This window comes from Amycolatopsis sp. NPDC051372 (assembly GCF_040682095.1).
Taxonomy (GTDB): domain Bacteria; phylum Actinomycetota; class Actinomycetes; order Mycobacteriales; family Pseudonocardiaceae; genus Amycolatopsis.
The window spans coordinates 177,858-192,389 of record NZ_JBFBAF010000003.1 but is presented as its reverse complement, the minus strand read 5'-3'; the positions used below and the strand labels follow the sequence as shown (position 1 = coordinate 192,389).

Genomic DNA, 14,532 nt, shown 5'->3' with positions numbered 1-14,532 from the left:
CCGGTCGGCATGACCGGGGAGTGGAATACCGACAAAAGATCTACTGAGCGAACAGCTCCGCGGCAGGGACCGGCCGGCCCAGGTGGTAGCCCTGGGCCTGGTCGCAGCCGAGCTGACGCAGCAGCGCCAGCTCCTCGGCCGTCTCCACGCCCTCGGCCACCACGGTCAAGCCGACCGCGTGCGCCATCGCGATGATGCTCGCGACGATCGCCGCGGCGTCGCGGGAGTCGGCGATGCCGGTGATGAACGAGCGGTCGATCTTCAGCGTGTCGAGCGTCAGGCGGCGCAACTGGGCCAGCGAAGAATAGCCGGTGCCGAAGTCGTCGATCGCGAGGAGTACGCCGAGGGAACGCAGTGCTGCCAGCACTTCCGCGGCGGCGACCTCGTCGCGCATCAGCGCGCTCTCCGTCACCTCAAGGCACAGCGCGGACGGCGGAAGACCCGTCGTCGCCAGGGCGTCGCGCACGGCCGGCACCAGCTGCGGGTCTTCCAGCTGACGCACGGAAAGGTTCACCTTCAGCGACAGGTCCAGACCGTGGGACGAACGCAAGGCAGCCACTTCACGCGTGGTGTCGCGCAGCACGAACTTGCCGATCTCGTTGATCAGCTCGCTTTCTTCGGCCAGCGGGATGAACTCCGCGGGCGAGATCGCGCCGTGGCCGGGATGGGTCCAGCGCAGCAACGCCTCCACGCCCACCATTTCGCCGGTGTGGAGGTCGACCACGGGCTGGTACGCGGGCCACAGCTGTCCACTGTGGACGGCGTCGCGCAGGTCCTGCTCCATGCGCAGCCGTCGTTGCATGCGTTCGCGCAGCGCGACGTCGAAGAACTCGTACCGGCCGCGGCCGAGGGCTTTCGCATGGTACATCGCGACATCCGCGTCGCGCAGCAGGTCTTCGGCGCTGCGCTGGTCGCCCGCCGCGACGAGGACGATGCCGATGCTCGCGTCCACGTGGAGCTCGCGACCGTGCACGGAAATGGGCTCCGCCAGCACTGAACGCAGGTGCGCCGCGAGCGAGCGCACCTCGGCATCGGCCGTGGCCCCGGCCGTGACGACCACGAACTCGTCACCGCCGAAGCGACCCACCACGTCGACCGCGGCGGTGGCGCGGCGCAGGCGTTCGCCGACGATTCGCAGCACCTGGTCGCCGACGGAGTGGCCGAGGGAATCGTTGATGATCTTGAACTTGTCGAGGTCGAGGAACAACACCGTGGTCGGGCTGACGCGGTCGCGGCGATCGAGCCGGTCGAGCACGAGCGTGCGGTTCGCCAAGCGTGTCAACGGGTCGTGGGTCGCGTCGTGCGCCAGGCGGGCGCTGATCGCGCGGCGCTCGGTGATGTCGGTGAACGACGTGACCACGGAGACGCCGGCGGGGTCGTCCGGGTTGAGCAGTCGCGACGTCAGCGCCACCCACACATCACGGCCGTCGGCGCGGCGCAAGCGCAGGACTAGGCCATTCTGCGTGATCCCGGTGCGGCGCGTGGAGATCGACGGCAGCTCGTCCTCGGGCAGCCGGTGCCCGGACTCGTCGAAGAGCACGAGTGACGAGCACGGCACGCCGATCAGCTTGTCGGCCGGCACACCGAGGATGCGGCTCGCCGCGGGGTTGACCGACTCGATCAGGCCTTTCGGACCCACGACCAGCACGCCTTCGTCGAGCGCGGCGACCACCGTGCGGTAGTGCTGCTCCGCTCGGCGGCGGGCCGTCTCGTCAGCGCATACGAGCACGTGGCCGTCATTCATCTCAGCTGCGGAAACGCGGATCGAGAGCGGAGCCCCTTCGCGATGGTGGTGCGTCTGCTGCACCACGCCTCCCGCGAGCTGGATCGCCGCGGGATCGGGATCGGCGCCGAGCACCTCGCGCGCCGGACGGCCGAGGGCCTCCGCCGCAGTCCACCCGTACACGGTCTCGGCCGCGGGGTTCCAGCTCGTGACGATGCCGTCCGCGGTCACCGCGACGATCGCGTCGCTCACCTGCGACACCAGAGCGGCCTGCGCTGCGGCGGCCCGGCGCCCGGCGACGTCGCGAATCACGACCTGGATCGCCGACGCGGCCTCGTCACCGGTGCGCAGCGACACCGTCTCGACGGCGAACGTGCTGCCGTCCACCCGTTTCACGACCGTTTCGACCGGTTCGCCCCCGGGGTTCTCGCCGCGATCGCGTTCGGCCACCACGAAGTCGGTGACCGGCCGGCCCACGACCTCGGCAGTCGACTGTGCGCCGAAGAGATCGAGCGCCGCGGGGTTGGCGTAGGTGATCACGCCGAGTTCGTGCACGCAGGTGGCGTCGGCGCTGAGCTCCACGAGCCGCCGGTAGCGTTCGGCCAGCTCCGCGAGCTGCGCCTTGGCTAGGGCGTCGGGCTCCATAGTGCGTCCGGTCCCCCTGTGTCGGCGTGTGGCCCGTCGATTACACCACCAAGGGATCTGTCGTGTATATGCGCCGGGGAACCTTCGTATATCACGTGCCGTCGGGGCCCGGCTTCGCGAATTCCGTCGGTGTCGCGCCCGGCAGACGCCGGTTCGCGGAGTTGCGAAGCCGCGGACCCCAGTAGAAGAGGCCGAAGTGCGCCGCGCACGCGTGGCCGAGCACGGTGACGACGGAATCGAGGCTGCCGGGCGAATCGAACACCCAGACTGCCGCGATGAACAGCTCCATCACCACCAGCGCGACGACCCGCGGCCGGCCGCGCAGCAGGAAGGCGAGCGCGCCCGCCGTGGTGAAGAAGCCGTAGCTCACGCCGATGTCGAGCCAGCGGCTCGCGGTCGTCGGCAGCACACCGCCGCTGATCAGCAGCATCACGGGCACTTCCGTGGCGAGCGTGGCCAGCACGTGGCCGCTGAAGAACACGATCGCCGTGCGGCCCGGCCCGAATCGGCGTTCGAGCGGGGCGAGGGCAATGGTGAAGATGATCGCGTAGGCGAGCCAGCCGCCGTCTTCGAGCCACAGCGCGCTGCTGAGGAGGGAGACGAGGGGGCGGCGCCAGAGGTTGTGGGCGTCGGTGCTGGAGAGCTGCAGCAGCTTCGCCGTGACGACCGGGTCGGCGAAGCGCAGCACGAGCGTGGTGCCGAGCAGGACGATGAGGTAACCGAACGTGAACGGTGTGGACCGCGGGGTCGGCAGCGCCCGCGCAAAGCTGCGGGCCACCGCTCGCCAGGTCAGCGTCACCCGGGCAGGCGCGGCCTCGCCCACGAGCCGGTGGGTCCACCAGTCTCGGAGGGTGACCGGCTGTCGGGCTCGCAGCAGCATTACTCCAGGCTCTCCGGGCATCCTGGGAGTTTCGCTAAGGGCAGCTGTGAAAGCGCTGTGATTCTCACCCGCTAGAGTGACGCACACTGCGTAGAACTTTCTGTCATTATTCACCCGTTCGGTGGCCTGGTGCGGTATGAATGGCCCACTCCTGGTGAAAGGCCCGCTGGTGGACGAAGAGGTTTCGGTCGCCGAACTACTCGTGCGCGAAGGTTGGGGCGAACGTCTGCCACCGCCTTCGCGCTCGCGCTGGCGCATGGTCGCGGTGATGGTGGCCGTGGTCGTCGGGTGTGGCGCCGCGGCGATCCTGGTGTCGTTCGGCACTACGGCGAACGACGAGGCCACGCGCCTCACCGAGATGAAGGTCATCGAGATGCCCGACCGCACCGACGGTGCGGGTGGCGTCTCGGAGTCGAGCCCGCCACCGGCCACGATCGCGGGGTCCGGCGAGGGTCAGGACTCGGACTCCGGCTCGTCGAGTGACGACGAGACCACCGAGCCCAGCGCCCCGAAGATCACGTCCATCATCGACCCGCTCAACCCGCGCGGCGGCGGAGAGCCCGGCACGACGTCGAGCAGCGACTCCGGCACCACGACCAGCGGCTCCGACTCGCCGACCTCACCCACCGCCACTCAGCCCGGCTCGGGTGGTGCCTCGTCGGACAACCAGCCGCCGCCTCCGCCCCCCTCGACCACGACGAAGCCCAACCGGCCGTGCGTGCTGGGTATCCTCTGCATTTGAGTCCGGCTGCTCCGACGCGTCCGACTTCGAAACCCCGTGGCGCGGGAAGTGTTGCGGTGCCCGGAATCCGGCGCCGCTCGTGGGTCACCTGTCGTCGTCCGGCATCAGCGGGCGCATGAAGCTGCGGCGGTACCGCACGACGCAGCCCGACTCGTCGCGGATGCGGTCGGCCGCGATGAAGTCCGGGTCGACGCCGAATAGCGCGCGGTACTGCTCGTACGCGGCAAGGCTTTCGAAGCTGAACAACGCCCTGGCCTCGTCACTCGCGCCCTCTGCGGGCAGGAAGTAGCCGTGGTGCACGCCGCCCTCGCGGGTGACCAGGCGCATCCACGCCTGCGCGAAGCGTTCGAACTCGGTGAGCTTCGCGGGATCGATGACGTAGTCGACCACGCAGGTGATCACCGGCCCCACACTCGTTCTGCGGTCGAGACGATGAGCTCGAGCTTGCGCAGCTGGTCGTCCGCGGTGAGCTCGTTGCCCTCCTCCGTGGAGGAAAAGCCGCACTGCGGCGAAAGGCAGAGCTGGTCGATGTCGACGAACCGCGAGGCTTCCTCGATGCGGCGCACCAGATCGTCCGCGTCTTCCAGCTCGGGGCGTTTCGTGGTCACCAACCCGAGCACCACGCGCTTGCCCGGCGGCACGAAGCGCAGCGGTTCGAAGCCGCCGGAGCGTTCGTCGTCGAATTCAAGGAAGAAGCCGTCGACGCCGAGCTCGCCGAAGAGGGCCTCGGCCACGAACTCGTAGCTGCCCGAAGCCGCCCACGACGAGCGGAAGTTGCCGCGGCACAGGTGGGTCGTCACGCTCATGCCCTCGGTCCGGCCGCGCAGCGCCGCGTTGATCTGCTGGATGTTGCGCAGGTGCAGGGTGTCCGGGTCGCCGCCCATGCGCGCGACGAGCTCACGCTGCGCCGGATCGTTCAGGTACGCGAGGCTGGTGTCGTCGAGCTGCAGGTACGTGCAGCCGAGCTCGCCCATCGCCGTCAGCTGCGCCGCGTACGCCGTGGCCAGGTCGGCGAAGAACTCCTCCAGATCCGGGTACACGGTCTCGCTCACCGCCGCCCGGCCGCCGCGGTAGTAGATCATGCTCGGCGACGGGATCGTGAGCTTCGGCGTGATGCCGGAGTCCACGTGGGACTTCAGGAATTCGAAGTGCTCGGCGAAGATCGGCTGGTCCAGCCGAACGCGGCCGTCGACCTGCAGGCCGGGCGGGCTGAACTCGAGGTCGCCCGCGAGGTTGTGGAACTTCACGTGCAGACGCTCGTCGCTCTGCGAGATGCCGCCGATCGAGTAGATGAAGTCCATGTGCCACGACGCGCGGCGGAACTCGCCGTCGGTGGCCGAGGACAGGCCGGCGACCTTCTGCATCTTGATCACGTCGCGGATCGCGTCGTCTTCGACGGCCTTCAGCTGTTCGGCGGTGATCTCACCCGCGGTGTGCCGGCGGCGGGCATCGCGCAGAACCGGCGGCCGCAGCAGGCTCCCGACGTGATCGGCGCGGAAGGGGGGACGCGGAGTCATCCTCGCATCGTCACACACAAACCGGCGGTATGCGTCGTGAGAAGATGCGCGATCGGATCCGCGTGAAAGGGCTGCCCCCATGACCAAACACCCGGTCGACCAAGGCCTGCCCGCCGGGCGGCTGCTCCTGCTCGGCCTGCAGCACATGGCGATCATGTACACGGGGTCGGTCGCCGTGCCGCTGATCGTCGGCAGCGCCCTGAAGCTCGACGCGGCGACGATCGCGTTGCTGGTCAACGCAGACCTCTTCGTGGCCGGTATCGCCACGTTGGTCCAGTCCATCGGCATCGGCAAGCTCATCGGCGTGCGGCTGCCGGTGGTCGCGGGCGCGACGTTCACCGTGGTCAACCCGATGATCCTGATCGCCTCGCAGTACGGCCTCACCGCGGTGTACGGCTCGATGATCGCCTCGGGTGTGTTCGGGCTCCTGCTGGCGCGGCCGTTCGCGAAGATGATCCGGTTCTTCCCGCCGCTGGTCTCGGGCACGTTGCTGCTGGTCATCGGCGTCTCGCTGCTCGGCCCGGGCGCCGCGATGATCGCCGGCCACGACACGGAGGCACCCGACTACGCCACCCCGTCGCACCTCGCCATCGCCCTCGGCGTGGTGGCGCTGATCGTGCTCCTCACGCGGGTGCTGCGCGGATTCGTCGCGCAGATCGCGCCGCTGGTGGCGCTCGCCGTCGGCCTCATCGTGGCGATTCCCCTTGGCCTGACGCAGTTCGGCGGCGTGGGGCAGGCGAGCTGGTTCGGGCTCGCGTCCCCGCTGCACTTCGGCGCGCCGACCTTCCCGATCGCCGCCGTGCTGTCGATGTGCGTGGTCATGCTGGTGACGTTCACCGAGTCCACCGCTGACATGATCGCCGTCGGCGAGATCACGGGCCGCCCGGCCACCGGCGCGGACGTCGCCCGCGGCCTCGCCACCGACGGCCTGTCGGCGATCCTCGGCGGCTTCATGAACTCCTTCCCCGACACCGCGTTCGCCCAGAACGTCGGCCTCGTCCAGATGACACGCGTGCGCAGCCGCTGGGTCGTCGCCGTGACGGGCGGCCTGCTCGTGGTGATGGGACTGGTCCCGAAGGTCGGCGCCGCCATCGCCGCGATCCCCGAGCCGGTCGTCGGCGGCGTCGCGGTGGTCATGTTCGCGATGGTGGCCGCGGTGGGCGTGCAGAACCTCAAGAAGGTGGAGTTCTCGGGCAACCACAACACGTTCATCGTCGCGGTGGCCCTCGGCGTCGGCCTCCTGCCCGCCTTCGCCACCGACCGCTTCGGCACGTCCATCTTCTTCCAGCACTTCCCCGCCTGGCTCCAGACCATCTGCGGCAGCCCGATCACGCTGGCGTCGATCCTGGCGTTCCTGCTGAACCTGCTGTTCAACCACCTGGGGGCGAGGAAGGATCCGGATCTGCTGTCGGCGCCGTAGCACCCACGGCCGAGGGCGTGTGACGGGCCGGGCGCGCGCCGTGCCGCTCGCGCCCGCTGCTCACCTGCGGCACCCACCGCCGAGGGGTGCTTGACTGATACCCATGCGGCACAACGCGCAGCGGCCACCGTCGGTCGTGGAGCGGGTGTTGGACGTGCTGGGCGCGTTCACGTCCGAGCGACCGGTGCTGACGCTGTCCGAGCTGAGCCGGCGGGCCGGGCTGCCGTTGTCGACGACGCACCGGCTGGCGGGCGAGCTCGTGCGGCGCGGGGCGTTGCAGCGCGACGAGCAGGGGCACTTCCGCGTGGGGCTGTGGCTGTGGGAGGTGGCGTCGCTCGCGCCGCACGGGGCGCAGCTGCGGGAGAGCGCGATGCCGTTCCTCGAGGACCTCTACGAGGCCACGCACCAGAACGTGCAGCTCGCCGTGCTCGACGGGGCCGAGGTCGTGTACCTCGAACGCCTTTCCGGGCGCCGGGCGGTGAACGTGATCTCGCGCGTGGGCGGGCGGCTGCCGTTGCACGCGACGGGGGTGGGGCTGGTGCTGCTCGCGCACGCGCCGGCCGAGGTGCAGGAGCAGGTGCTCGGGCTGCCGCTCAAGCGCTACACCGGCAAAACCATCCACTCGCCCGAGCAGCTGCGCCGCGTGCTCGCCGACGTCCGCCGCAACGGCTACGCGGTGAGTGACGGCCAGATCGAGCTGCCCGCCCTCTCCGTCGCGGCGGCGGTGCACGGCGCGTCGGACACGGTGGTCGCGTCGATTTCCGTGGTCGTGCCGGCCGAGGGGACGGACCCGCTGACGCTGGTGCCGGCCGTGCGGGCGGCGGCGCGCGGTATTTCACGGACGCTCGGCGCCACGCTGCGGCTTTCCGAAGACGCACACCGCGAGACGCATTGAACCTTCCATCCAGTGGAAGCTGGGGTGTGGTGAAGGGCGCCGACGCAGCACCCTGAGGGCCATCCCGACGACGTGAGGAGGCCCGGTGATCACCCTCGACGACGACCCGTTCTCCGACGAAGTCCTCGCCGACCCCGTGCCGCTGCACCGCCGGCTGCGCGACGCCGGTCCCGTCGTGCGCCTCGGCCGCTACGACGTGTGGGCGATGGCCCGTATCGAAGAGGTCACGCAGGCGTTGAACGATCCCGAGACGTTCTGCTCGTCGGCCGGCGTGGGGCTCAGCGACTTCCGCAAGGAGACGCCGTGGCGTCCGCCGAGCCTGCTGCTCGAGGCCGACGCGCCGGAGCACGACCGGGCCCGCCACACCGTGACGAGCGTGCTCACACCGAAGGTCGTGAAGACCTACCGGGACACCTTCGCGCGTGAAGCGGAGAAGCTCGTGGCCGCGCTGGTCGAGCGCGGCGAGTTCGACGCTGTTGCCGACTTCGCGGAGGCCTTCCCGCTCAAGGTGTTCCCCGACGCCGTCGGCCTGCCCGCCGAAGGCCGTGAGCACCTCCTGCCGTACGGCGCCCTGGTGTTCAACGGCTTCGGCCCCCGCAACCACCTCTTCACCGAGGCCATGGAGCGCGGCGCGGTGGCCCGCGAGTGGATTGCCGAGCACTGCCGCGCCGAGAACCTCGCGCCGGGCGGGCTCGGTGCGAGGATCCACGAAGCCGCTTCAGAATTCACCGAAGAAGAGCGCGCACTGCTCGTGCGCTCCTTCTTGAGCGCCGGCGTCGACACGACCGTCCACGCGCTGGGCAACGCCGTGCTGTGCTTCGCGTCGTATCCCGACCAGTGGGCCGCCCTGCGCGAGAAGCCAGAACGCTCGCGCGCGGCGTTCGAAGAGGTCGTGCGGTTCACGTCGCCGGTGCAGACGTTCTTCCGCACCACCACGCGCGACGTCGAGATCGGCGGCGAGCGGATCCCGGCGGGGGAGAAGGTGCTGCTCTTCCTGGCGGCCGCCAACCGCGACCCGCGGCGCTGGCCCGACGCGGACACGTTCGACATCACGCGGCGCGCGGCCGGGCACGTCGGGTTCGGCTCGGGTGTCCACGCGTGCGTCGGCCAGATGTTCGCGCGGCTCGAAGGCGAGGTGCTGCTCGCAGAGCTGGCCCGGCGCGTCACGACGATCGAGCTCGCCGGCGAGCCGCGGCTCCAGCTCTCCAACACGCTGCGCGGCCTCGCGTCGCTACCGGTGCGGGTCCGGTGAGCGGGATGCCGAAGGTCACCTACGTACAGCCCGACGGGACCTCCCGCACCGTCGACGCCATCGTCGGTCACTCCCTGATGCAGGTGGCGATCGACCACGGTGTGGACGGGATCGTGGCCGAGTGCGGCGGTAACGCCATGTGTGCGACCTGTCACGTCTACGTCGACCCGGCGCGCCTCGACGATCTTGGGCCCTTGTGCTCAGATGAAGAGGAGATGTTGGACTGCACGGCCAGCCCGAGGGCGGCCACCAGCAGGCTGTCCTGCCAGCTACCGGTGACCGAGGACCTCGACGGTCTGGTCCTGCGCTTGCCGGAGGAGCAGTTATGACCACAGGATCCTCGCCCGAGACCGTCCTCGTCGCCGGCGGCGGCCAGAGCGGTTTCCAGGCCGCGGCTTCGTTGCGGGACAAGGGCTTTACCGGTCGGGTGGTCCTGGTCGGCGACGAGCCGGGCGTGCCGTACCAGCGGCCGCCGCTGTCGAAGGCCTACCTCAAGGGCACGGCGGGCGACGAGCAGCTGCGGCTGCGGCCGGAGGACTTCTTCGCGGAGAAGGGCATCGAGCTCATGCCGGGGCGGGTGGCTTCGGTGGATCGGGCTGTTTCGCGGGTGGTTCTCGAGTCGGGCGAGAAGCTTTCCTACGACCACCTCGTGCTCGCCACCGGCGCGCGGAACCGGGTGCTGCCGGTGCCCGGCGCGAATCTCGACGGCGTGCTGATGCTGCGGACGCGGGATGACGCGGATCGGCTGCGGGCTTCCCTGGAAGGGGCTTCGAACGTCGTGGTCATCGGCGGCGGCTTCATCGGCCTCGAGTTCGCTTCGCACGCCGGCCGGCCGGTGACGGTCGTCGAGGCGCAGGACCGGCTGCTGGCGCGCGTGGCGTCGCCCGAGGTGTCGTCGTTTTTCAAGGAGCTGCACGAAAAGGCTGGGCACACTGTGCTGCTCGGAACAGGCGTTACGGCTCTGCACGGCACCGGCCACGTCGAGTCCGTGGAGCTGGCCGACGGCTCGCGGCTGCCGGCCGACCTGGTGGTGGTCGCCGTGGGTGTGGTGCCCGAGACGACGCTCGCTTCGCAGGCCGGGCTGACGGTGACCAACGGTGTGGTCGTCGACGAGCACCTGCGCACCGAGGACCCGAAGATCTTCGCGATCGGCGACTGCGCCAACTTCCCGTGCGTCCACGCGGGCGCGGCGACGCGGCTGGAGTCGGTGCAGAACGCCGTTGACCAGGCGCGATGCGTCGCCGCCGCGATCACCGGCGACGCCGCGCCGTATGAGAGCCTGCCGTGGTTCTGGACCGACCAGACGGGCGCGAAGCTGCAGATCGTCGGCATCCTCGCGAACGCCGACCAGACCGTGGTGACCGGCGAGCGGGCCGAGGGACGGTTTTCGGTGCTGTCCTTCCGCGACGGTGTGCTGATCGCCGTCGAGTCCGTGAACCGCCCGCCCGACCACATCGCCGCGCGCCGGCTGTTCACGGCGGAGCTGCGCCCGTCGTACGCCGACCTCGAAGCCAGCTCGTTCGATTTGAAAGCCCATGTGAAGTCGCGTTCCGCGGCTTGACGTTTATTCGTTCGGAGGTACCCCCGTTGCGCACCCAGGTCGCTGTGATCGGCGCCGGCCCGGCCGGTCTGCTGCTTTCGTACCTGCTCCACTCCGAAGGCGTGGACGCCGTCGTACTGGAGGCGCGCGACCGCGAGTACGTGCGGCAACGCGTGCGCGCGGGGGTCTGCGAACAACCGACGGTCGAGCTGTTGACGGAGATCGGGCTCGGCGACCGGCTGGCCCGGGAAGGCCTGCCGCACGAGGGTTTTTCGCTGCGGTTCGACGGCCAGGACCACCGCATCGCGCTGACCGAGCTCACCGGTCGGTCGATCACGGTGTACGGGCAGCAGGAGATCGTCAAGGACCTCGTGGACGCGCATGAGCGTCAGGCTTTGCCATTGGAGTTCGAGGTTTCGGACGTCGCCGTGTCTGATGTGGACACACCTCGGCCAGTGGTCCGGTATGTGGATTCCGCTGGTGCTTCGCAGGTTCTCGAATGCGACGCCATCGTCGGCTGCGACGGTTTCCACGGCGTGTCTCGTCCGTCCATTCCGGACGGTGTGTTGCAGTTCTTCGAGCGCGAATACCCCTTCGCGTGGCTGGGTGTTCTGGCGCAGACGCCGCCTTCGCACGAGGAGCTGATTTATACGCATCACCCACGTGGCTTCGCCTTGCACAGCATGCGCTCGCCGGAAATCACGCGCCTCTACCTGCAGGTCGACCCTCACGAGGACCTCGCGGCCTGGTCCGACGACCGCATTTGGTCCGAGCTGTCCGTGCGCCTGGCGGTCGACGGCGAGTTCACCCTGCGCGAAGGCCCGATCCTCGACAAGGGCATCACGCCCATGCGCAGCTTCGTCGCCGAACCCATGCGCCACGGCAGGCTCTTCCTCGCCGGCGACGCCGCCCACATCGTGCCGCCGACCGGCGCCAAGGGCATGAACCTCGCCGTCGCCGACGTCCGCGTGCTCTCCCGCGCTCTGGTCACCCTGCTCAAGGGCGACCCTTCCCTGGCCGATGCCTACTCCGACACGTGCCTCCGCCGCGTCTGGCGCGCCGAACACTTCTCCTGGTTCATGACGACCATGCTCCACGTCGACCCGGGCGCCGACGCTTTCGCCCGCCGGCTGCAGCTCTCGCAACTTCGCTACACGGCTTCGTCGCGCGCCGCGGCGACGAGCGTGGCGGAGAACTACGTGGGGTTGCCGTTCGCGGCGTGACGCTTCAGTCTCGCCGGCGGGCGAGTGGACCTTTCGCGCCACGCTGAGGTCGCGAGTGGACTGCTCGCGCGCCGGCGCTGGTGCGAGTGGACCTTTCGCGCTGCCGCGACGGTGCGGAGGGACCTCCGTGTAGTGCCGCTGCGACTGGACCGGCCGGACCGCCGCGATGCCACGAGTGGACCTTTCGTGCGGTGGAGTTTGCGCGACTGGACCGCTCGTGTCACGGCTGAGGCGCGACTGGACGTTTCGCGCGGCGGTGCGGGCACAGCGGGACCATTTATCCTGCCCCGGGGTGCGAAGGGACCTGTCGCGCGCTGGCGAACGACGCGAGGGGACCGTTCGGGTCGGGGCTCTGCATGCGAGGGGACCGTTCGGGCCGGGGCTCCGGACGCGAGAGGACCGCCGGCGCCCCCAAGTCGCACCGATTGCGAACCACCCGCCAAGCGCGCTTGACTCTGACACCGTGTGAGACCCGAACGTAGGTGGTGTCATGTTCAGCATCGGAGAGTTCGCCAAGGTCGGCCGCGTGTCCGTGCGGATGTTGCGGCACTACGACGCGCTCGGGCTGCTGAGGCCGGCGCGGGTGGATCCGCACAGTGGGTACCGCTACTACGCGGCGGACCAGCTCGCGCGGCTCAACCGCATCCTGGCGTTGAGTGATCTCGGCATCGGGCTCAAGCAGGTCGCCGAGGTGCTCGACGAGCGGCCCAGCGCGGAGCAGCTGCGCGGGATGCTCAGGTTGCGCCGCGGGGAGCTGGCGGAGCGGGTCGCGGCGGAGACGGCGCGGCTGGCGCGCGTCGAGGCGAGGCTCCGGTTGATCGAAGTGGAGGACACCATGTCCGAAGTGGACGTTGTGGTCAAGCCGGTCGAGGGTGCTCGCGTTGTTGCGGTCGGCGGGATTGCCGAGTCGTTCGAGTACGACGACATCGGGCCCGTCGTCGGCGGGCTGTGCGCGAGTCTCGCGGAACGGATGGAGCGTGCGGGCTTGAAGTTCGCCGGGCCGGCCATCGCTTGGTACGAGCCGGCCGACGATCGGGTGCACGTGCAGGCCTGCGCGCCCTACGTCGGGTCGCCGGAGGGCACCGGGCTGGACGAGGTGGAGCTGCCGAGCCTCGCCCGCGCCGCGACGCTCGTCCACCGCGGCACGATGGCCACCATCGCCGAGTCGTACCAGGCCCTCGCGCGCTGGATCGACGACAACGGCTACCGCGCCGAACCGGGCCACGCGCGCGAGGTCTACCTGCACACCGACGGCGACGAGACGGGCTGGGTGACCGAGTTGCAGATCCCGGTCTCGGCCGTCTGACGGACATCGTCAACCCAGGGTTGACGATGGGAGATCGTCAACCTACAGTTGACGCCATGACCTACCCAGTAAAGCTCGACGACCTCATCAGCGCCATCAAGGCGAACAACGACAAGGACGCCCTCGCGCAGCTGTCGGATGCCGTGTACATGGGGGAGCACCTCGGGGAGCTCGCCGATCACCTCATCGGGCACTTCGTGGACCAGGCGCGGCGGTCCGGCGCTTCGTGGACGGACATCGGCACGAGCATGGGTGTCTCGAAGCAGGCGGCTCAGAAGAGGTTCGTGCCGAAGGTGGACCCGGGAGGTGATCCGGGCGGGATGATCGAGCGCCTCTACGGCCGCTACACCGATCGCGCGCGGCACGTCGTCGTGGCGGCGCAGCAGGCGGCCAAGGACGCCAAGAGCCCGGGCATCGACACCGTGCACCTGGTGCTCGGGCTGCTCACCGAACCGGCCGCGCTGGCCGCCGGGATCATGGTGTTCCAGGGTGCGAGCCTCGACGCCGTGAAGGAAGCGGCGCAGGCGCGGTTGCCCGAGCCCGTCGACCCGGTGCCGGACCCCATGCCGTTCACCGCGGCCGGTAAGAAGACGCTCGAGCTGACCCTGCGCGAAGGCCTGCGCCTCGGCCACAACTACATCGGCACCGAGCACATCCTGCTGGCGATCCTGGAGCAGGGCGAAGGCGCCGGCTATGAGGTGCTCGCCGGGCTGGGCATCACGAAGGAGCCGGCGGAGGCGAAGATCCGCGAAGCCCTGGCCGAAATCCTGGCCGCGCGAGGGCAGTGAATGCCCAGGCGGTCGTCGTTGCCCTAGCTCTGGTGGCGGCGACCGTCTGACCCCTAGGCTGGCGCGATGGCCGACCGGTTCATGGAAGAGTTCCGCCAGGCGTTCGAAGACGCCCAAGGCGACGGCCCTCCCGCCATCCAGAGCTTCGAAATCGTGGACACCCCGCCGCCGGACAACGACGAAACCCTCGCCGCCGAAGCCAGCCGCCTGCTGGAGCCGATCGTGCAACAGCTGGCACTTCTCGGCCCGCAAGGCTGGGAATGGTTCTCCGCCGAGTTCTCCTTCACCGTCTCCGCGGAAATCGCGCTCCTGCGCTTCTTCGCCGGCAACCAGCACCAGGACGTCTACGTCCCCGAGCCCATCACGGCCATGCTGCGCAACCAGCGCCACGTCGCCGCGCAGATGTCCGCCGGTCCGTGGTGGCGCCTGATCCTCAGCGTCCTCAACAGCGGTCAGCTCAGCGTCACCTACGACTACGGCGACGAACCCTTCCCGCCGCACCAGCTCCTGCCGCCGCAGCACTACCGCGACGACCTCAAGACCTACCGCCGCCCGCAGGTCCCGCCCTGGCTCACCCAGTACACGCAATGAAAAAGGGACC

Annotated in this window: 14 protein-coding genes; 10 read left to right on the top strand and 4 right to left on the bottom strand. The window is 69.7% G+C overall.

The features are described 5' to 3' along the window. Nucleotides 1-40: 40 nt before the first annotated feature. Entirely contained in the window at nt 41-2,368 is a 2,328-nt protein-coding gene (locus AB0M56_RS06560; RefSeq protein ID WP_364171721.1) for an EAL domain-containing protein, read from the bottom strand. 91 nt (nt 2,369-2,459) lie between these two features. Further along, nucleotides 2,460-3,248 (bottom strand): rhomboid-like protein, encoded by a 789-nt coding sequence (locus AB0M56_RS06555; protein ID WP_364171719.1) that lies wholly within the window; start codon nt 3,246-3,248, stop codon nt 2,460-2,462. Between the two features lie 136 nt (nt 3,249-3,384). On the opposite strand from AB0M56_RS06555, the gene AB0M56_RS06550 reads away from it, so the two are divergent. Beyond that, on the top strand, nt 3,385-3,990 hold the full coding sequence (locus tag AB0M56_RS06550) for a hypothetical protein (RefSeq protein ID WP_364171717.1): 606 nt from the start codon (nt 3,385-3,387) through the stop codon (nt 3,988-3,990). Nucleotides 3,991-4,074: 84 nt separating this feature from the next. Here AB0M56_RS06550 and AB0M56_RS06545 read toward each other — a convergent pair whose 3' ends face one another. Both AB0M56_RS06545 and AB0M56_RS06540 read right to left on the bottom strand, forming a co-directional pair. Then, nucleotides 4,075-4,392, bottom strand: a complete 318-nt coding sequence (locus tag AB0M56_RS06545) for an NIPSNAP family protein (RefSeq protein WP_364171715.1) — start codon at nt 4,390-4,392, stop codon at nt 4,075-4,077. Next, a complete protein-coding gene (locus AB0M56_RS06540) occupies nt 4,389-5,507 on the bottom strand; it encodes a 5-methyltetrahydropteroyltriglutamate--homocysteine S-methyltransferase (protein WP_364171713.1) in 1,119 nt (372 codons plus the stop codon). Before AB0M56_RS06540 ends, AB0M56_RS06545 begins: the two co-directional genes overlap by 4 nt. A gap of 79 nt (nt 5,508-5,586) precedes the next feature. Here AB0M56_RS06540 and AB0M56_RS06535 point away from each other — a divergent pair, with 79 nt between their 5' ends. From AB0M56_RS06535 to AB0M56_RS06495, 9 genes are all read left to right on the top strand, one after another. Then, entirely contained in the window at nt 5,587-6,927 is a 1,341-nt protein-coding gene (locus AB0M56_RS06535) for a nucleobase:cation symporter-2 family protein (RefSeq protein WP_364171711.1), read from the top strand. 103 nt (nt 6,928-7,030) lie between these two features. Further along, nucleotides 7,031-7,822 carry an IclR family transcriptional regulator gene (locus AB0M56_RS06530; RefSeq protein ID WP_354873146.1) on the top strand — a complete coding sequence of 264 codons (792 nt, stop codon included), beginning with the start codon at nt 7,031-7,033 and terminating at the stop codon, nt 7,820-7,822. A gap of 85 nt (nt 7,823-7,907) precedes the next feature. Beyond that, on the top strand, nt 7,908-9,074 hold the full coding sequence (locus AB0M56_RS06525; RefSeq protein ID WP_364171709.1) for a cytochrome P450: 1,167 nt from the start codon (nt 7,908-7,910) through the stop codon (nt 9,072-9,074). Between the two features lie 5 nt (nt 9,075-9,079). Beyond that, nucleotides 9,080-9,403 carry a 2Fe-2S iron-sulfur cluster-binding protein gene (locus tag AB0M56_RS06520; RefSeq protein WP_364171707.1) on the top strand — a complete coding sequence of 108 codons (324 nt, stop codon included), beginning with the start codon at nt 9,080-9,082 and terminating at the stop codon, nt 9,401-9,403. After that, the gene (locus AB0M56_RS06515; protein ID WP_364171705.1) at nt 9,400-10,635 is read left to right on the top strand and encodes an FAD-dependent oxidoreductase; all 1,236 of its coding nucleotides are present in this window, start codon (nt 9,400-9,402) and stop codon (nt 10,633-10,635) included. Before AB0M56_RS06520 ends, AB0M56_RS06515 begins: the two co-directional genes overlap by 4 nt. A 26-nt stretch (nt 10,636-10,661) precedes the next feature. Further along, nucleotides 10,662-11,837, top strand: coding sequence for a 4-hydroxybenzoate 3-monooxygenase (locus tag AB0M56_RS06510; RefSeq protein ID WP_364171703.1), 1,176 nt, complete (start codon nt 10,662-10,664; stop codon nt 11,835-11,837). Between the two features lie 490 nt (nt 11,838-12,327). Then, the gene (locus AB0M56_RS06505) at nt 12,328-13,143 is read left to right on the top strand and encodes a MerR family transcriptional regulator (protein WP_364171701.1); all 816 of its coding nucleotides are present in this window, start codon (nt 12,328-12,330) and stop codon (nt 13,141-13,143) included. 56 nt (nt 13,144-13,199) lie between these two features. Then, nucleotides 13,200-13,931, top strand: coding sequence for a Clp protease N-terminal domain-containing protein (locus AB0M56_RS06500; RefSeq protein ID WP_364171699.1), 732 nt, complete (start codon nt 13,200-13,202; stop codon nt 13,929-13,931). A gap of 66 nt (nt 13,932-13,997) precedes the next feature. Beyond that, nucleotides 13,998-14,522 carry a hypothetical protein gene (locus AB0M56_RS06495; protein ID WP_364171697.1) on the top strand — a complete coding sequence of 175 codons (525 nt, stop codon included), beginning with the start codon at nt 13,998-14,000 and terminating at the stop codon, nt 14,520-14,522. The last annotated feature ends 10 nt before the right edge of the window (nt 14,523-14,532 follow it).